At 67.0% G+C, this 18,351-nt stretch carries 15 protein-coding genes; 9 read left to right on the plus strand and 6 right to left on the minus strand.

Going from position 1 to position 18,351, the window contains the following annotated elements; genetic code table 11:
- Positions 1-326: 326 nt before the first annotated feature.
- The 7 genes from K1X74_01755 to K1X74_01785 all read left to right on the plus strand — a co-directional run bounded on the left by K1X74_01755 (position 327) and on the right by K1X74_01785 (position 7,872).
- The gene (locus K1X74_01755) at positions 327-1,835 is read left to right on the plus strand and encodes a protein kinase (protein ID MBX7165050.1); all 1,509 of its coding nucleotides are present in this window, start codon (positions 327-329) and stop codon (positions 1,833-1,835) included.
- A gap of 94 nt (positions 1,836-1,929) precedes the next feature.
- Positions 1,930-2,817, plus strand: coding sequence for a hypothetical protein (locus K1X74_01760; protein ID MBX7165051.1), 888 nt, complete (start codon positions 1,930-1,932; stop codon positions 2,815-2,817).
- A 312-nt stretch (positions 2,818-3,129) separates the two neighbouring features.
- Complete coding sequence (locus K1X74_01765; protein MBX7165052.1) at positions 3,130-3,555, plus strand: hypothetical protein; 426 nt, start codon at positions 3,130-3,132, stop codon at positions 3,553-3,555.
- Between the two features lie 166 nt (positions 3,556-3,721).
- Positions 3,722-5,422, plus strand: a complete 1,701-nt coding sequence (locus tag K1X74_01770) for a hypothetical protein (protein MBX7165053.1) — start codon at positions 3,722-3,724, stop codon at positions 5,420-5,422.
- Positions 5,423-5,453: 31 nt separating this feature from the next.
- Positions 5,454-6,644: an amidohydrolase gene (locus K1X74_01775; protein ID MBX7165054.1), complete on the plus strand. Its 1,191-nt coding sequence runs from the start codon at positions 5,454-5,456 to the stop codon at positions 6,642-6,644.
- A gap of 3 nt (positions 6,645-6,647) precedes the next feature.
- Positions 6,648-6,869: a CDGSH iron-sulfur domain-containing protein gene (locus tag K1X74_01780; protein ID MBX7165055.1), complete on the plus strand. Its 222-nt coding sequence runs from the start codon at positions 6,648-6,650 to the stop codon at positions 6,867-6,869.
- 169 nt (positions 6,870-7,038) lie between these two features.
- Positions 7,039-7,872, plus strand: a complete 834-nt coding sequence (locus K1X74_01785; protein ID MBX7165056.1) for a hypothetical protein — start codon at positions 7,039-7,041, stop codon at positions 7,870-7,872.
- A 207-nt stretch (positions 7,873-8,079) separates the two neighbouring features.
- Here the strand turns inward: K1X74_01785 and K1X74_01790 are convergent, their stop codons facing one another.
- Both K1X74_01790 and K1X74_01795 read right to left on the minus strand, forming a co-directional pair.
- Entirely contained in the window at positions 8,080-8,565 is a 486-nt protein-coding gene (locus K1X74_01790; protein ID MBX7165057.1) for a hypothetical protein, read from the minus strand.
- A gap of 77 nt (positions 8,566-8,642) precedes the next feature.
- The gene (locus K1X74_01795) at positions 8,643-11,168 is read right to left on the minus strand and encodes an RNA-binding transcriptional accessory protein (GenBank protein MBX7165058.1); all 2,526 of its coding nucleotides are present in this window, start codon (positions 11,166-11,168) and stop codon (positions 8,643-8,645) included.
- A 441-nt stretch (positions 11,169-11,609) separates the two neighbouring features.
- On the opposite strand from K1X74_01795, the gene K1X74_01800 reads away from it, so the two are divergent.
- The gene (locus K1X74_01800; protein MBX7165059.1) at positions 11,610-11,840 is read left to right on the plus strand and encodes a hypothetical protein; all 231 of its coding nucleotides are present in this window, start codon (positions 11,610-11,612) and stop codon (positions 11,838-11,840) included.
- 59 nt (positions 11,841-11,899) lie between these two features.
- Here the strand turns inward: K1X74_01800 and K1X74_01805 are convergent, their stop codons facing one another.
- Positions 11,900-12,256, minus strand: coding sequence for an STAS domain-containing protein (locus tag K1X74_01805; GenBank protein MBX7165060.1), 357 nt, complete (start codon positions 12,254-12,256; stop codon positions 11,900-11,902).
- Positions 12,257-12,523: 267 nt separating this feature from the next.
- Between K1X74_01805 and K1X74_01810 the strand changes: the two genes are divergently transcribed.
- Positions 12,524-13,528, plus strand: a complete 1,005-nt coding sequence (locus tag K1X74_01810; GenBank protein ID MBX7165061.1) for an LOG family protein — start codon at positions 12,524-12,526, stop codon at positions 13,526-13,528.
- A 15-nt stretch (positions 13,529-13,543) separates the two neighbouring features.
- On the opposite strand, the gene hemG is transcribed toward K1X74_01810, so the two are convergent.
- The 3 genes from hemG to K1X74_01825 all read right to left on the minus strand — a co-directional run bounded on the left by hemG (position 13,544) and on the right by K1X74_01825 (position 18,270).
- The gene (gene hemG / locus K1X74_01815) at positions 13,544-14,965 is read right to left on the minus strand and encodes a protoporphyrinogen oxidase (protein MBX7165062.1); all 1,422 of its coding nucleotides are present in this window, start codon (positions 14,963-14,965) and stop codon (positions 13,544-13,546) included.
- A 7-nt stretch (positions 14,966-14,972) separates the two neighbouring features.
- Positions 14,973-16,214 (minus strand): acyltransferase, encoded by a 1,242-nt coding sequence (locus tag K1X74_01820; protein ID MBX7165063.1) that lies wholly within the window; start codon positions 16,212-16,214, stop codon positions 14,973-14,975.
- A 100-nt stretch (positions 16,215-16,314) separates the two neighbouring features.
- Complete coding sequence (locus K1X74_01825; GenBank protein ID MBX7165064.1) at positions 16,315-18,270, minus strand: redoxin domain-containing protein; 1,956 nt, start codon at positions 18,268-18,270, stop codon at positions 16,315-16,317.
- Positions 18,271-18,351 lie beyond the last annotated feature (81 nt).

An 18,351-nucleotide genomic window follows, 5' to 3' on the forward strand; every position in this document is an offset into this window, starting at 1 on the left:
AGCGCGGTCTTCTCTTCTCGGCCGGCTCCTGCCTCCCAATTCTCCTGCCTCCACTCGGAACCCACCTACCTCGCGTGGCACGCCGAAGGTCCCCCTGCAGACCTTTGGCATCGATTCGCCCCGGTCCAATGCTCCACGGACCGGGGCGTTTTTTTTTTGCGCATGGGTGGTCGATCGGCTGAAATGCCGCGTCGGCGGCTGCCTGTTTGCGGCCCGTGGACCGCTGGAATACGATGCATTATGGCGCGGTGGTGGCCGGCGCCGCATTGTCCCCCTCTCTGGGGCCGGGTGCTTCGAGGGGCGCCCGCTTTGGGGTGTGTCGTCCAATGAGCGAACTTACGGCCGAACAGATCGCCCAGCGGACGATCGATCTCAATCTGCTGGACGATCGCCAACTTCAGGCCGTGTGGGGCGAATTCGGCCGCCGCAATATCGCCGGCGACGATTTTGTCCAGGCCCTGGTGCGGCGCGAGCTATTGACCAACTACCAGGTCGAGCGCCTGCTCAAGGGCGAACGCACCGGGTTCTTCTACGGCCCGTACAAAGTGCTCTACCGCGTGGCGACGGGCAGCTTTGCCCGGGTCTATCGGGCCGTCGACACCAAGAGCGGCCGGATCGTCGCGCTCAAGGTCTTGCGCAAGCGCTATTGCGACGAGCCGGCCCAAACCGATCAATTCGCCCGCGAGGGCGAGCTCGGCCGCACGCTGCGGCACCCAAACATTGTGCCGATCTACGAGGTGGTATCGTCGGGCACATCGCACTTCCTGGTGATGGAATTCGTCGAGGGGCGAAACCTGCGCGAGTTTGTGCGCGTGAGGCAGAAGCTCGACCCGGTCGAGGCCACGCACCTGATGATCGGCATTGCCGACGGGATGCGCTATGCCCACGACCGCGGCGTGTGTCACCGCGATCTGAAGATGACCAACGTGCTGATTTCCAGCCGGGGCGTGCCCCGGCTCGTCGATTTCGGACTCGCCTCCGAGGGGGACCCGACGCAGGACGATCCCGAGGACGAATCGTCGAACCCGCGGACGATCGACTACGCCGGACTCGAACGGGCCACGGGCGTGCGCAAGGACGACACGCGCAGCGACATCTATTTCATGGGCTGCATCTTCTACAACATGCTCACCGGCCAGCCGCCGCTGCAAGAGACCAAGGACCGCATTCAGCGGCTCAGCCGGACGCGCTATACCGACGTGGTACCGATCCAGAAGGTCGATCCCGCGCTGCCCAAGCCGGTCGTGCACATCGTCAACAAGGCGATGGAACTCGACGTGTCGAAGCGCTATCAATCGCCCGCCGAGATGTTCGTCGATCTGAACATCACGGCCCGACGGATGGCCTCGGGCCAGGACCTGAACGACGAGCCCGGCGGCGAAACCGACGAGGTCGAACAAGCCTTGGGCTCGCAGAAGGAGCGCGATCGCTGGACCGCGCGGCTGCTGCCCACCGAACAGCGCCGCGTGTTGATGATCGTCGAAGGCAGCACGCGGATGCAGGACGTGTTTCGCGACGGCCTGAAGCGCAGCGGCTACCGCGTGTTACTGACCAGCGACCCCTTGCGACCCGCCTCCCGCTTCGAAGACGATGAAAAAGCGGCCGATTGTGTGATCTACAGCTCGGGCAACCTGGGCCACGCGGCGGTCGACGCCTTCAACGACTTGGGCGAGCATGAAAAGACCCGACAGATCCCGGCCATCATGCTGTTGGGCCAATCGCAGACCGCTTGGCTGCCGCAGGTCAAAACCGACGAGCATCGCCCCGTGCTGGTGATGCCGCTGAAGCTGAAGGAATTTCGCGACACGCTCGCCCGCCTCGTACCGCCCTTGTAGTGCCGCTGCCAACCGGCACTCTTGCCACCGCGGCGGGCTGTGCCAGACTGCACGGCAGGGCCTTGATTCGTCCGGCGTAGAGTGTGCGACGGTCGTGCAGAGTGATGCCGTTACTCCTGAGCCGCAGTGCCGCTATTGGCTGCGGATGTTTGCCGGCGAGATTGACGAGCTGCTCGCGCGCATGCGGCTGGCTCGCAAGGAGCATCCGGCGCTCGTCGACCGGCTGGGCATCTGGGTCCATGCCCGTTGGGCGCCGCCGAATAATGCCTCGCGGCACACCGTCAGCGGAGTCGTCGCGGCTTTGAAGCGCATCGACGAACAAGGCGCGCACCCCTGGGCGCCCGGCGGGGCACTGATGCTGACCTCGTGGAACGACCGTCGGGCCTGGGAGGCGCGGCGCCGCTGGCTCGAGCCGCTCGAACCGTGGATCAAGCGCGCGGGGCGGCTGGTGCTCGACCTGGAGCGCTACCCGATCGTCGGCCAGGATCCGCGCAAACCGATCTCGTCCCACCGACGGCAGGATTTTCTCGAGATGGACGAGGCGCTCGAGCCCCTGGCCGAATGGCTCGCCGCCGTCCCCGACCTGGTTTGTTATCCCTGCGGCCATCGCGATCCTATGTACCTCGGCGTCGCGACGCTGTTGGGCGTCGACTCGATGGCCGACCAGTTGCCGTTCGGGCTCTGCCGCGAGATCAAGAGCCGCGAGTTTCAAACATCGCCCGACGTCAACCAGCGAACGGCCGATTGGAAGGCCTACTTCCGTGAGGCCCGGCAGTTCGCGCAGACACACCGCCGGCGTTACCTGCCGGGCATCATCAGCTCGATCCTCAAGCCGGGGCGCGAACGCGACCTGGCCTTGCTCGAGGAGTTGATCGGCGAGCCGGGCGAGCGGCTCGTGTTTGTCGACGATCGCGAGGACTTGCTCACCCGGCAGTGGCTCACCGAGCAGCCGCCGCCCCTGCGACGGCGCCGGCCCAAGTGAAATGTGCCTTGGTACCGGCGGCGCAGCCAGACGGCCGCCAGATCGTCCGGGGCGGCGACGAGCATGCTCGGTTTCCCGGAATTGCGGCTCGCGGCCACCGACCTCACGCGCGCACCGCCGACGGCCCGTCGCCACATCACGTTCGCGTGGCTCGCTTTGCGCCTACGGCCCGGACTCTGGCAAGCCTGCGCGGATCGGCCGGCTGTAGCGATTTTCTCGATTCTGCGGCCCTCCTTGGTCGATAGATTCCTGCGCAGGTAGCTCCGCGCAGGAGGGCCTGCTGGCAACCCTTGGGAAGGATGGGTCGGTGCGATGAAACGCGTGATGCTGGCGGGCTTTGCGGCCCTGGTGATCAGCTCGTCGAGCGGCTGCTGCCTGCTCGACGCCGTGTTCTGCTTGTTCCCCATGCATCATTGCGGCTTCGATCCCTGCTGCGGCGCGTGCGGATGGGGCTGCGAACGTGTGCCACCGGCCACCTGCGCGAGCAACCCGGCCTGTTGCGATCCGTGCAATTGCTGCGGCGAATATGCCGGGCCGCCGCACGACTACATGCATTTGCCGCACGGCGCGCCCTACTCGACCGAGCCCATGTGGGAAGACGGTGGCGTGATGCCGCAGGGCCAGCCCACGCCGGCCGAAGAGATTCCGCCGCCGCAGCCGCGCACCTCGCGCCGCGCCCTGCGGCCTCTGCCGCCGGTGCACGGTCAGCCACAGCGCACGCCGCGCCGCTGGTATTAAGCACGCCACGCATGGCCCGGCGCGTCTCCTCCGGATCACAGGCGCAAGCCTTCGGTCGCCGGAACAGACCACGGCCGATCGCCGTCCAAGTGGCAAACCGCCGCGGGGGGCGTAAACTCTGGGAACTTCGGTTTCCCGTGTTCAGCCCTCCCTTGGTGGCCTTGCCATGACCCGCACCGGCGCCCATGCCATCCTCGAGATGCTGGCTGATGCCGGCGTGCGCTATCTGTTCGGTAACCCGGGCACGACCGAGTTGCCGCTCATGGACGCGCTGGTCGATCATCCGCGGATCCAGTACGTGCTGGGCCTGCAGGAAATTCCCGTCATGGCGATGGCCGACGGCTACGCGCAGGCCTCTCGACAGGTGGGCGTCGTCAACCTGCACGTCAGCTGCGGCTTGGGCCACGCGATGGGCATGCTCTACAACGCCTTTCGCGAGGGCACGCCCCTGCTGGTCACCGCCGGCCAGCGCGATCGCCGGCTGGCACTCGAAGAACCGATCCTCTGGGGCGACATGGTCCGTGTCGCACGGCCGTGGACCAAGTGGTCACACGAAGTGATTCGCCTGGGCGACGTGCCGCACGCGATTCGCCGCGCCGTGCAGATCGCCCTGACGCCGCCGACCGGCCCAGTGTTTCTCTCGATCCCGGTCGACATCCAGGCCGAGCTGGCCGAAGGCCTCGACCTGACGCCACCGCGCGTGCCCGACCCCCGGGTCCGCCCGCCGGCCGCGGCCTTGCGCCGGGCGGCCGAAGTGCTGGCCGGCGCCGCGAATCCGGCGATCCTGGCCGGCAGTCGCGTGACCGAATGCGGCGCGGTCGCCGAGCTGGTGGCCGTGGCCGAACGGCTCGGTGCCCCGGTGATGCACGAGTCGGGCACCACGCACGGCCGGCTCAGCTTTCCGACCGATCATCCGCTGGCCGCGCCGGGCATGCCGCTGTGGTCGCCCGAGGTCCGCCAGCGACTTCAAGAATACGACGTGTTGTTGGTCGTCGGTATGGACCTGCTGCGCGAGTACGTCTACCACGAACCGGCGCGGGCCATTCCCGAGCACATCCGGCTGGTGCACATCGACCAGGATCCCTGGCAACTGGGCAAGAACTTTCCCGAAGAAGTCAGCGTGCTCGGCCATCTGCAGCCGGCGCTGGCCGAATTGAGCGACGCGCTCGACACGCACCTAACCGCCGCCAACCGCGAAGCGGCCCGTTCGCGCGGCGCCGCCTGGGCGCAGAAACATGCCGCGGCGCGGCAGGCACTCGTCGCGGAGATTGCCCGTCAACGTCCGATCCGTCCCTTGACGCCGCTGGCCCTGATGGGCGCGGTGGCCGAAGTGCTGCCGGCCAACGCCGCCGTGATCGAAGAAGCCGTGACGTCGACCGGCACAACGCTCGAGCGGCTCGGCGCGATTCGCGACCCGAGCGGCTACTTCGGTCATCGAGGCTGGGCGCTGGGTTGGGGCCTGGGGCTGTCGCTGGGCGTCAAGCTGGCCTGGCCCGAGCGCCCGGTGCTGGCCCTGTTGGGCGAAGGCGCCACGATGTACGGCGTGCAGGGACTGTGGTCGGCCGCACGGTACCGGCTGCCGGTGACGTTCGTCATTTGCAACAATGCGCAGTACCAGATCCTCAAGGTCGGCGCCCAGGGCATGAAACTGCCTCAGGCCTCGGCCGGCCGCTTCGTGGGTCTCGACTTGAACGAGCCGGAGGTCGACCTGGTGGGTCTGGCTCGATCGTTGGGCGTCGAAGCGCAGCGCGTGACCGAGCCCGACGAACTGTCGGCCCTGTTGCGCGAGTCGTTTGCCGGCGACCGGCCCCGGCTGTTCGATGTGCCGATCCAGCGTGGCACGCCGTCGCGCTTGAGTTACGGTTGAACGGCGGCGAATGAATTCGCGGCACAGCGCCATGAGTGAAAACTGGACCAGCGTCGTAGATCGCGCAATCGAGGCCGCCTTCGACCGGCTGGTCGCCGTGCGCCGGCACTTGCACGCGCATCCTGAGCCGAGCGGCTGCGAACGCGCGACGACCGCCTTTCTCGCCGAGCGCGTGAGCGAGCTGGGCTACGTGCCACGGCTCGCGCCCGACGGGCGCGGACTGATGATCGACAGCGCCGCTGGTGAGCTGCGCCGCGTCGCCCTGCGGGCGGATATCGACGCACTGCGAATCGACGAACAAAACGACGTTCCCTATCGCAGCCAATCGCCGGGGCTGATGCATGCCTGCGGGCACGACGCTCATGCGACGACGCTGCTGGGAGCCATCATGGGCCTGCATGCCGCGGGCAACCTGCTGCCGCCCGGCGCACATTGGCGGGCCATTTTTCAACCGGCCGAGGAAACGGGCCTGGGGGCCTTCGAAATGATCGACGCCGGCGCGCTCGAGGGCGTGCAGGCAATCGTTGCGCTGCACATGGACCCGAGCAAGCCGGTCGGCCAGGTGGGCCTGCGCGTGGGCCCGTTGACGGCCTCGTGCGACGATGTCGACATCACGATCGTCGGCCGCGGCGGACATGCTGCCCGCCCTCACGAGGCCTGCGACCCGGTGGCCGCCGGGGCCCTGTTGATTTCGGCACTCAACCAGCAACTGCCCCGCGCGGTCGACGCCCAAGAGCCGGTGGTGCTGACCTTCGGGCACGTCGAGGCCGGCCAGAATCGCAACGTGATCCCGGCCGAGATGCGCCTCCGCGGGACACTGCGCACGTTGCATCGCACGGCGCGAGCCCGGGCCAAGGAGCAAATCGCGCAGGTGGTCGCCGGCATCGCCGCCGCGACCGGCACCCAGATCGACTTGAAGATTCACGACGGGACGGCCGCCGTAGAAAACCATGCCGCGATCACAGCGCTGCTGCGCCGTGCGGCCGAAGACGTGGTGGGCGACGGCGTATACGACCTGCCGCGGCCGAGCATGGGGGCCGAGGATTTTGCCCACTATCTCGAACACGTGCCCGGCGCGATGCTGCGGCTGGGCTGCAGCCCGACGCCCGAGCCCGCGCCGCCGCTGCATCATCCGCGGTTCGACGTCGACGAACGGGCATTGGTGTTGGGCGCGAAGATCCTGGCCCGTGCCGCGGTCTGGGGCCCGCGCGAAGGAACCTGATCCATGTCGAACGTGCGCATTCGTTGTCGCGTGAACGGTCCGTTGGTCGTCGAGGGACCGGTGACGATCGTCGATCACCTGGGCCAGGAGTTCACCGCACCGGCCGACAAGCCGCTGGTCGCGTTGTGCCGCTGCGGTCAATCGCAGCGCAAACCTTTCTGCGACGGTTCGCATAAAACGGCCAGTTTCGTCGCCGAAGAAACGGCCAATCGACCGTTGGCCTGAGCCGGCGAACCAGGGCAAAACACGCCGGTTTTTTCGGATTTTCCGGCCGCTGGCGGGTGTGTTGGCGATCGATTAGAATCACCCGCCCGCGCGGCGCCGCAGCCGCGCAGCAGACGTCGGAATCGCACGCGCCCTGCTCGCGCCGGCACTCTCCAAGGAACCAGCCAACATGGACGACGCGTCCTCTGTGCATACACCCGGCGCAACCGATGCGGACCGCCTGGTCGAGACGACGAGCGATCTGTTTGTCGGCGAGTGGCAGCGGTTGGTCAGCACGACCAACTGGGAAAAAGGGCGCATCATTCAAGAGTGGCGCCAGGCGCTGATCGAGTCGGGCGCGTCGGTGCAGGTCTACTCGGACGAGGCCTGGGCCCGGCGCGTCGGCGGCGTAACGAGCCAGCACGTCGGCCGGCTGCGACGCGTGCACGAGCGGTTCGCTGCGACGCGGGCCCAGTACCCGGCGCTGTACTGGAGCCATTTCCAAGCCGCGCTCGACTGGCACGACGCCGAGCTGTGGCTCGAGGGGGCGCGGCTCGAAGGCTGGTCGGTGGCTGACATGCGGGCCCAGCGTTTCGACGCGCACGGCGCCGTGGCCGATCGTGAGCCGCTCGCCCCGGCCGAGGAAGCAGAAACCTACGGCGACGAGACGGCCGCAGATGCCTCCTCCGCCGCCGAGTCGGCGCCCGGGGATTCGTCGACCGCGACGTCGCACGCCGAAGAGGACTTCATGTCCGGGGGACACTCGACGGACGGCGAGACGACCGACAGCGACGACGAAGTGCCCTGGGAAACGGCCGCTGTCGCGCCGGCAGGAGATCACGAAGGGCCGACCGGGGTGCCCGTCACCGGATTCAGCAATCTGCCCGACGACCTGCTTGAGGCGTTCGAAGGCTGCAAGCTGGCGATCGTCCGGCACCGGCTCTCGGGCTGGAGCGAGGTCTCGCCCGAGCTGGTTCTGGGCGCGCTCGATTCGCTGGCCGATCTGGTTCGAGCACCGGTGTAGGCCAAACGCCACGGCCCGCCGGACGCAGTGCCAGCGCAATGAACCCGCCGCAAGGCACGCTGAGCGTATAGTGCCAGCGCAATGAGCCCGCCGTCAGGCACGCTGGGCGCAGAGCCCAGCGCAATTAGCCGGCCGTCAGGCACGCTGGGCGCAGAGCCCAGCGCAATTAGCCGGCCGTCAGGCACGCTGGGCGCAGAGCCCAGCGCATTAGCGCTGCCTGGCGTAGAGCTCGGCGTATTCGAGCGTCCAGAAGTCGATCAGGCTGTGAAACGAGGTGAGGTCGACCTCGTCGAGCCGCTGAAACTGTTGCCGGCTGAAGACTTCTTTGTTGCGAATGGTCCCCTTGGCCACGAGCTCGAGGACCCGCGCTTCGCTGAACGGGCGAATGGCCATTTCCAAGCGGCTGAAATAGTTGCCGCGTTTCCCGCCGTCGGCCGGGCCGAAATCGTCGCGCGTGATCTTGGCGCCCCACCCCAGATCACTCACCAGCGTGGCAAACTGGAAGCCGGGAAAGTGATGGGCCACCTGTCGCAGGCACGCTTCGATCTGCTCGGACAGCTCCAAGCGGAACTTGGTATGCAGCCCGCGGGCCTCTTCGAGCGACGCGGCGTTCTGCTGCGCGCGGCGCATTTCTTCTTCATTGGCGCGCGTGCCGCGCTGCACCGCTTTCTCGAGCCGTTGCTGAAAATCCATCGCCGTCGAGACACCGCAAGAAGACCAAGAACGCGACCGCCCGGCGGCAACATGCCTGCATGCCGGCGGATTCAATTCTACCGCGTGGAAGGCGATTGGCCACGCGCATCGAGGAACAGCTTCAACTCGCCGAAGCTGCGTAGCGGTTCGCGGCCTTCCTGCATCGCCGTCGAAAGCGGCTTGGGCGGCTGCCGCGATTGCTTCTGGTCTTGGCGGGCCGTACCGCGCCCGACCGCGCGCGTCATCCGGCGCCGCCCTCCGCGTAGCGGGCGATCGCCGCTTGCGGCTGCCGGGGCGTGCTCGCTCGTCGCCTGAGATTCGGCCGCTTGCGATTCGAGCACCTCGGTGGGCAAGGTGGCGGGCCGCGTCCGGCGCCGCGTCCGGCCCATGCGGCTGCTGCCCGCCGTGGCGCCGGTCGCTTCGCGCGCCGCGAGCTGCTCGCGAACCTGGGGCGAAAGCATCGTCAGCGAGACGCGCCGGCGGCTCTTGTCGATCCCCAGGACCCAGACCGTGACGACGTCGCCGACCGAAACGATTTCATGCGGGCTGGCCACATAGCGATCGGCCAGTTGGCTGAGGTGCACGAGGCCGCTGTAGTTCAACCCGATGTCGACGAACGCGCCGAAGTCGACGACGTTCAAGACCCGACCGGCCAGTTCCATGCCGATCGCCAGGTCTTCGAGCTTCAGGATGCCGCGCTTGAAGATCGGAGGCGGCAGGTCTTCGCGTGGATCGCGGCCGGGGCGCGAGAGTTGCGCGACCAGGTCCTGCAACGTCCATTCGCCGACGCCCAGCTCGGCGGCCAAAGCGGCCGGATCGGCGTCGGCCAGCCCCGAGGCCAGGGCCGCGACCCGTTCGCGATCGCGCAGGTCCTGCGGCGCAAACCCGAAGCGCGCCAGCAACCGCTCGGCGACGTCGTAGTTTTCCGGGTGAATCCAGGTCGCGTCCAACGGGTTCGTACCGTCGACGATCTTCAAGAAGCCGGCCGATTGAACGAAGGATGCCTCGCCGAGGCCGGGCACCGCCTTCAAGGCCTCGCGATCGGCAAACGGACCATGTTCGGCGCGGTGTTCGATCACCCGCCGCGCGGTGGCCTGGTTCAAGCCCGACACGTAGCGCAGCAACGCGGCGCTGGCCGTGTTCAGGTCGACGCCGACAAAGTTCACGCACGAGGCCACGACGTCGTCCAACGAGGTGCGCAAATGCTTCGACTTGACGTCGTGCTGGTACAGGCCGACGCCGATGCTGGAAGGCTCGATCTTGACCAGTTCGCTCAGCGGATCTTGCAGCCGTCGGCCGATCGATACGGCACTGCGCACGCTGGCTTCGAGCTGCGGAAGCTCTTCGCGCGCCGCAGGGCTGGCCGAATAGACGCTGGCACCTGCCTCGTTGACGATCACGTAATCGAAGCGCTCGGCCTCGGGCTGGGCCTCGATCAGCTCGGCGACCAATTGTTCGGTGGCCCGGCAGGCGGCCCCGTTGCCGATCGCGACGACGTCGAGCTCGTGGCGCCGCACCAGTTCGAGAATCGTCTGCGTGGCTTGGGCCCGGACGTCGGCGGCGCCGATCACATGCACGAGGCCGTGCTCGAGCAGCTGGCCGAATTCATCGAGCGCGACGAGCTTGCAACCGCTGCGAAACCCGGGATCGATCGCCAGCACGCGCCGACCGCGGACCGGAGGCTGCAACAGCAGATTGCGCAGGTTGCGGGCAAACACGCCGACCGCGTGCGTTTCGGCGCGTTCGGTCAGCTCGCGGCGGACTTCCCGTTCGAGACTCGGCCAGAGCAGCCGCCGCAGGGCATCGCGCCCGCAGGCCTGCAGGAACTCGGCATGCGGATGCCCGGCATGCACGACCGCGGCATCGACGGCCGCGAGCATGGCTTCCTGGTCGGCGTCGATCCGTACCCGTAGCACCTTGAAGCGCTCGCCGCGATTGATCGCCAGGACACGGTGCGGCGGCATTCGCCGCAGCTCTTGGCGGAAATCGAAAAAGTCGCGAAAACCCTCGGCCCGTTCGTTCGGCTCGTCAAGCTTCGCGGCGACCAGTTGACCGGTGCGGCACATCAACCATCGCAGGCGAGAACGCAGCTCGGCCAGCTCGGCGAACTGTTCGGCCAGGATGTGTCCGGCGCCGGCCAGGGCATCCTCGACCGTCGGCACACCGCGTTCGGCGTCGACCAAGCGCGCCGCCAATTCGGCCGGATCGCCGGTCCCGGGATCGGCCACAAGAATCGCCTCGGCCAGAGGCGCCAGCCCTCGTTCGCGCGCCTGCGTGGCCCAGGTCTGCTTCTTGGGCTTGAAGGGCAGGTACAAGTCTTCGAGGCGCTTGGTAGAAGTCTCCGCGCGGATGGCCTCGGCCAGCTCGCTCGTCAGCCGGCCTTGCGCCTCGATCGAGCGGAGTATCGTTCCCTTGCGCTCGTTCAACTGCCGCGCCTGGGCCACGGCAACCTGCAAGGCGTGCACCTGCTCTTCGTCCATGCCGCCCGTGGCATCGCGGCGGAACCGCGTGATGAACGGCACGGTGTTGCCGGCATCGAGCAGCTCGACCGCCGCGCGGACGCGCGCGACGGGCCAGCGCAAGCCTTTGGCAATCGCCTTCAAATCGAGCGGCGGTACGCCAGCGGGCGGCGCGCTGCTTTCGCTGGCAGCCGCCGCGGAGGGCGCTTCGAGACAGACAACGACCGCGGTCGCCTGTTCCGGGAGCGTCCTGCCACCGTCGGCCGCGCGTGTGGCCGCTTCGTGATCAGCCTGATCGGAGCGCAAGAAATTTCCCGTCAACGGGTTAAATGCCTTTGGGCAATCTAGGAATTGCCGCAAACAGTGTCAAGCAATCTCTGCGCGCAGCCGGCAGCGCGCAGAGCTGGCAGCAGACTCCTCGTGCTTTTTGTTTCAACTTCTCACGCGGGTCGGACCGATTACTCGTGACGCGCTCAGGGGTGTACCGCGCCAGGAAACGAGATGCCTGCGGAGCAGGCAGCGCGGTGGCGATCATGCCAGCGTTCGTTCGCCCATCACTCGTGCAATCGACGTAAGGACGCGTCCATGGCCCGTTGCCATCTGCGAATCTTTCAGAGCCCCGATACCGATTTCGCCACGCGCGACTCGCAAAACCGGGTCAATGTCCCGCTCGGCGAAGTCTTGCCGCTGTTGGTCGACGCGGTCCAGAGCAAGCGCACCTGGCTGCGCGACTTCGAGCACGACGAAGTGTCGATCTCGTCGGACCTTTACGAGCTGATTCTGGCCTATCAGCACTGCCGCCGGCCGGTCGCCTGAGCCTCGGCGGCCCTCCGGGCCCCGCTCCTGCCAGGCCCAGCCGAGGACGCCGTCGGCCGCTAAGCAGCCGCTCCGCGCAGCGCCGCCAGCGCCGTGGCGCGATCGGCGTAGAAGTCCCACATCGTGTCCAGCCGCGCCGTGCGCAACACGTCGCGGCAGAACGGCGATAGTCCACAAACCGCCAACCGCCCGTTGCGCTCGCGGGCACGCTTCCAGGTGCGGAACAGCAGCTCGATGAAGTTCGAGCCGAAATAGCTCGTCCGGCCAAAATCGAGCAGCAAAATGGGCTGCTCGCCCGCTAGGGCCGGACCCAACAGCAGCTCCTGAATCTCGCGGCTCCGGGCAACGTCGAGCGCATCGTAGCTGTCATCCAGCTCGACGATCGTTATCGGGGGCTCTTGCAAAATCTGGGCCATCTCGGCAGGCAAGTTTAAGCCGTACGGCAGGTGCCCGCAAGCACGACCGCGACAGCAAGTGTACGTGCGGGCAGGTGCCGACCAAGTGTCTGCGCGAGCTCGTCGCAAATTACGCACCTTCGCGTTGGCCAACACGTCGCATGCGCGACGACAAATATAATACAGCCCTACGGTGATAGATTTCAGGCGGCACCGGGGAACCTTCTCGTGAGCGATCTCGTTTCGAGCGATTCGAGCCCATCCGACCCATTGGGCTCGCTGCCTGAGATGCTCGAGGCCGTGCCTGACCGGGAGCAAATGCTGGCCCTGGTGGCCGAGATCAAGGAATCGGCCGACAAGCTGCTCCGCGACCGCACCAGCCGCGGCGACTTGAAGATTCTCAGCCGTGCGCTGCGCGAGCTGCGTTATGCCTTCAAGGTGTTCTCGCCCTATCGCGTGCGACGCAAGGTCACGGTGTTCGGTTCGGCGCGCACACTGCCCCACGAGCCGGCCTATCAGCAGGCGGTCGAATTCGGCCGGCGGATGGCAGCCGAAAAATGGCTCGTCGTCACCGGCGCCGCCAGCGGCATCATGGAGGCCGGGCACGTCGGCGCGGGCCGCGAGAACTCGATGGGCTTGAACATCATGCTTCCCTTCGAGCAGTCGGCCAATTCAATCATTGCCGGCGACGCGAAGCTGGTGCACATGAAATATTTCTTCACCCGCAAGCTCATGTTCGTCAAAGAATGCGACGCCGTCTGCATGCTGCCCGGCGGGTTTGGCACGCTCGACGAAGGGCTCGAAGTGCTGACCCTGTTACAGACGGGCAAACGCGACATGGTACCGACCGTGTTCCTCGACGCCGCCGGCGGCGACTTCTGGCACGATTGGGACGCGTTTGTGCGCAAACGCCTGCTCGGCGCCAAGCTGATCTCGGAGGAAGACCTGTCGCTCTACATCGTGACCGATCGGCTCGATACGGCCGTGGAGGAGATCCTCAATTTCTATCGCAATTACCACAGCATGCGCTACGTCAACCGCCTGTTGGTGCTGCGGCTGATGCAGCCGCCGTCGCCCGCGCTGATGGAAGCGGTCCAGACGCACTTCGCCGACCTGCTCACCGAGGGCGTGTTTCAGGTCTCGGGACCGTTGCCTGGCGAAGCCGAAGAAAAAGAACTCGCGCACCTGACGCGGCTGTCGTTCCGGTTCAACCGCCGCAATCTGGGCCGGCTGCGCCAGCTGATCGACTGTCTCAACCGCGGCTCGATTACCGAGCGCGAGATGCGGGCATAAAGTGCCGACCCGCGCTCAGCCAGGGGCCGCGTCGATCACCTGCCGCGCCGCGGTTTCGCCGCTGACGATGCAATGCGGCACGCCGACGCCGCGATAGGCACTGCCGGCCAGGGCCAGGCGCGGCAACGCCGCGGCGTGGGCCTCGATTTGCGCGACGCGCTCCAGATGACCGAGGTGATATTGCGGCATGGCCCGCCGCCATCGTTGCACCTCGAACAGCACCGGGTCGCCGGTAATGCCCAACAGGTCGCCGAGCTCGTCGGCCACGATGCGGCGCAACTCGTCGTCGGTCAGTTCGAGCTGCTGTGGCCGCGCCGCGCCGCCCAGGAACACGCGCAACAGTTCGTGGCCCGCCGGCGCGCGGTCCGGGTATTTCACGCTGCTGAAGCTACAAGCCAGGATCGGCCGCCGTTCGACCTCGGGCACGACGAACCCGAAGGCATCGAGCGGATGGGCAATCTGCTCGCGGCGATAGCCCACCAGCGCGATCGCGCTGTCGGCATAGGGGATCGTACCCAACAGCCGCGCCAGGAGCGCGTCGCTCGGTTCGAGCAGCCGCTGCGCCTGCCACGCCGGCACGGCCAAGATTACGCTGCGCGCCACGAGCGAACGCCGCGAACCGTCGGCCGCCGCAAGCTCCAGCTCCCAGGCCGTGCCCGAGTGTTGCAGGCGCTCGACGCGCGTCTCGCATTGCACGCAGCCCGATGGAAGCTGCGCTATGGCAGCGTCGGCCAGACTGCTCATCCCGCGGCGGGGCGTGACGAACAAGCTGTAGCGCGCCCCGCTGCCCTGCGCGGGCGGTTGGGCGCGCCGCTCGGCGCGGGCCGCACGGATCAAGCTGCCGTGGCGGGCCTCCATGTCGAGAAACCGCGGCAGCGTCGCCTGCAAACTGAGCTGTTCGGCGTCGGCCGTGTAGATCCCGCCGACCAACGGCTGGACCAGTCGCTCAAAGGTCTCGCGCCCGAGCCGGCGGCGCACAAACGACGCCAGGCTCTCGTCGTCCTGCGTCTTGCGCGCCGGAATCAAAAATTCACACGCCAGGCGCAGCTTGCCCGCCAGGCTCAAGATGGGCGTGCGCAAGATTGGCCCCAGCTTGGCCGGCGCCATCAGCAGGAAGCCCTCGGGCACTTCGTGGAGCCGGCCGGCATGGACGACATACGTGCTGCGATGTGCCTCGTTGGTGCGGACCAGCTCATCCGTCAGGCCCAACCGTCGACACAGCTCGACCCCGCCGGGCACGTTGGTGATGAAATTGTCCGCGCTGCGTTCCAGGCACCAGCCGTCGCGAAACTCGGTTTGCAACACGCCGCCTGCGCGCGCCGAGGCTTCGAGCACGACCACCTGGGCGTCGGGTTGCAGCGCGCGTGCCTCGAGCGCCGCCGCCAGGCCGGTGATGCCTGCGCCGATCACGGCGACGTCGACCGCGGGTTCCGCCATGCAGCACCTAAAGGATTCGCCGCGCGTAGGGAATGCGCAGAATGAACCAATGCGCGACGCCATAGCACAAGACGACGCTCAGCAGGCTGCCCACGGCATACTTGGTAAAGGCCGATGCGTTCCAACTGTCCATGGCGAACTGCAGGCCCACGACCATCGGCGGATGAAACACGTGCACCGCGTAGGCGCTCGCCGCCATGGCCACGGTCAGCGGCAGCCGCACTTGGAGATGCTCGCGGAACACGACGATCAGCCCGACGGCGGCGCTCGTGCACCACAGCGATTCCCACATCGACTTGCAAAAGTTGGGCAGCGTGAACCCGGCGTGGTGGGCCGTGAGGCTCAAGAAGTAGGGCTCGAACCAAGGCAGCACGGCGACAAACACGTTGAACGCCGCCAGCGCCACGGCCACGGCGAACCACACGTAGCCGGTGCGCGCCGGGAGCCGGTAGAGCCATTGATAGCGGTAGGCCGCCAGGCCGACGAAGAAGAACGGCAGCCACTGCGGCAGATGCGACATGTCGATCTGCAAAAAGCCCAAGACCGTCGTGACGTCGTTGTACGACCAGAAGATCCGCACCGCGAAGGTGATCAGGCCGATCAGGATGCCATACCCCAGGATCGCCAGATGCCCCGGCAGCGGTCCGTGCTCGGCCCGCGTCGTCCCCGGCGCAAACCACCAGCGCCACAGGCCGTAGCAGACCGAGTAGAACAGCAGGTGCTCGATGTACCACAAGTGGCCCAAGTTGCGGTCGGGCCAGCCGGGGCCGTTCCAGTTCGGCGGCCGCTCACCCCAACCCATCCAGGCCTGGGCATAGTAGTCCCAGAACGAGGCGTAGCCCCGATAGCCCCAATGCATGTGGAACGCGTAGTACTGCAGCAGCGGCAACATCACCATGCCGCCCAACAGCAGCGGAATGCCCAGGCGGATGAATTTCTCGACAGTGTACGAGCGCATTCCCCGGCGGTCGAACGACGTCGGCAACAAATAGCCGGAAAACGTCAGCAACACGGCCATCGTGAAGCTGGGGTTGAGCATCATCAGCCGCGACGTGGCTTTGCTCGTGGGCTGCGACTCGGGCAGCATGTAATACCACCAGCCGCGGCTGCCGTAGGGGTTTCCCATGTGATGCGTGAGCACCACGATGATGATGAACACCCGCAGGTTGTCGACGAACCACAGCCGCGGCGGCTGAGCCGGGGCCTCGGGCACAGGGGGCGAAGGTTCGAGCGTCGACGTCGTAGCCATGAATGCTGGGCGAAACGGTTCAGGCGAACAAACCGCTCGCCGGGGCAATTCTGGAAGCAGGATGGCACCTAGCGTAGTCGAGCCGCACCGCTGGGCACAGCTAACTCGCGCTGGCCGCGACCAGCGGATGGCGCCACCGTTGCACGAACCACGCCAGCAGGCCCGTCAGCATGCCCAGGCCGACCAGGCCCGCCACTGCGGCCAGCGCCACGCGGGCCGGCGACGGTCGGCTGTTGATCACCATCGCCGGTTTGCCGATGCCGGCCGCGAGATCCTGATCGGCCGGCGCGATGGCCATGCCCCCGATCATCATTTCTTCCCAAGTCTGATCGCCCCAGCGCACCGTCTGGCCGGGATCGGGATTGGCCAGGTTCTCGGCCGAGTTGTCGAACGTCGCCGTGCAAAAGACCTTCGTGCCGGCCGGTACGCGCTTGGGCTCGCGCATCTGGTAGTCGGTCTGCCAGTTGAAATCGAACCGCGGGATGTCGAGCAGAATTTCCCGCGCGCCGTCCGGATATTGCGCCTCGAAACGGAACGTCTTGCCGCGCAGATGCATGTGCGGGCTCAGGGCATAGAGCAGCGAATCCTCGTCGAACACGTAGCTCGCCTCGACCGGATAGTCGGCCTCCTGCGGCGGGATCGTGAACTGGGTGTTGGCCACCATCACGACCGACAACTGTTTCTTGACCTGGGCCGGATCGGCGAAGGTGAGCGCGATCGAGCTGCGGTCGGGCTGCGCGGTGCCGTTCGACGTGTAGTGCATCTCAAAGACGAACTGCGATCCGGCCGGCACGTATAGCGCTTGCCCCTTCCACGACACGTCTTCCACCGGGCGCTTGCCGGGCGCATAGCCGGCCACGACGTTGATTCGATCGTTCAGTTCGAGCTTCCAGGTCATCAGCCCCGGAGGCTTGAAATAGACCGTCACGTGATGCACGACGGCCGGGTTGCCCGGGCGGGCCTCGGCGGCCTGGATCCACTTGTCCTCGGTGAAGTGCGGATCGGCCACGAACCATTGGTATTCGACGGCGCCCTCGGCCGGAACGGTAAACGGCCGATCGCTCATGTAGACCACCTGGTCCGGATTGGGAATCTGCCAGCCCTCGACGAATTTGCGCGGCGGCGGCAGTTCGGCAGGGTCGCCCTCGGGCGCGCCCTGGTCGACCCAGGCGCGGACGAGCTCCAATTCCTCGTCCGACAACCGCGCCTCGCCGATCCAATCGCCATACTCGGGACTCGCGTGCCAGGGCGGCATCCGGCGCTGCTCGACCACCTCGCCGATCATCTCGCTCCAGCCGGCGACGTCGTCGTAAGTCAACAGCGGAAACGGCCCGATCTGCCCCGGCCGATGACACTCCTGGCAGCGTTGCTGGAACAGCCGGGAGATTTGCCGGGACCAGGTCACGGTCGGCGCCGCGCTCACCGGGCGCACCCGGCCGATCCGGCAGCCCGGCGCCTGGGTCACCGGGACCACGACTTCGCGCCCCGCGAGCAAGGCATCGAGCGCCGCGCGCAGCTCTTGGCTGGCCGCGTGGTCGCGCTGCGTGCCGACGCCGTAGCGGTCGTCGATCCGGCCCCGGTAGCGAATCTTGCGCTCGCGGTCGAGCACGAACACCTCGGGCGTGCGCTCGGCGGCAAACAGGTCGGCGACCGCGTTGCCGCCGTCGCGCAGAAAGGGAATCGTCAGGTCGTAGACCCGCGCGTAGTGCAGCATTTCCACCAGCGAATCCTGGCGATTCGAATCGACGGCCAGGAACGCGACCCGCCGCTTGCCATACTCGCCGGCCATCCGCGACAAGAGCGGCGCGTAGAGCCGGGCCATGGGGCATTCAGTGCCCAGGAAGACCACGACCACGACGTCATGGCCCGCCGTCAAGTCGCTCAGCTTGCGCTGCGCCCCGCGGGCATCGGGCAATTGAAAATCGTCGACCACCCGGCCGATGCCGGCGGATTGAGGGTCGGGCACCGCGGCCAGCGCCGGCCGCGCAGCGAGAAACAGCAGCGCCAGCGCAACAACGACCCGACATCGATCGATCGAACACAGACGAGCGAGCAAGCTTGATCCCGGCCGACCGAGACGGCCCCCCCGGGGCGTAGCGGTGCTTGAATGCAGGTTCAATCGAGTCTAACAGCCCCC

The sequence above is a fragment of the Pirellulales bacterium genome, from assembly GCA_019694435.1.
Lineage (GTDB): Bacteria > Planctomycetota > Planctomycetia > Pirellulales > JAEUIK01 > JAIBBZ01.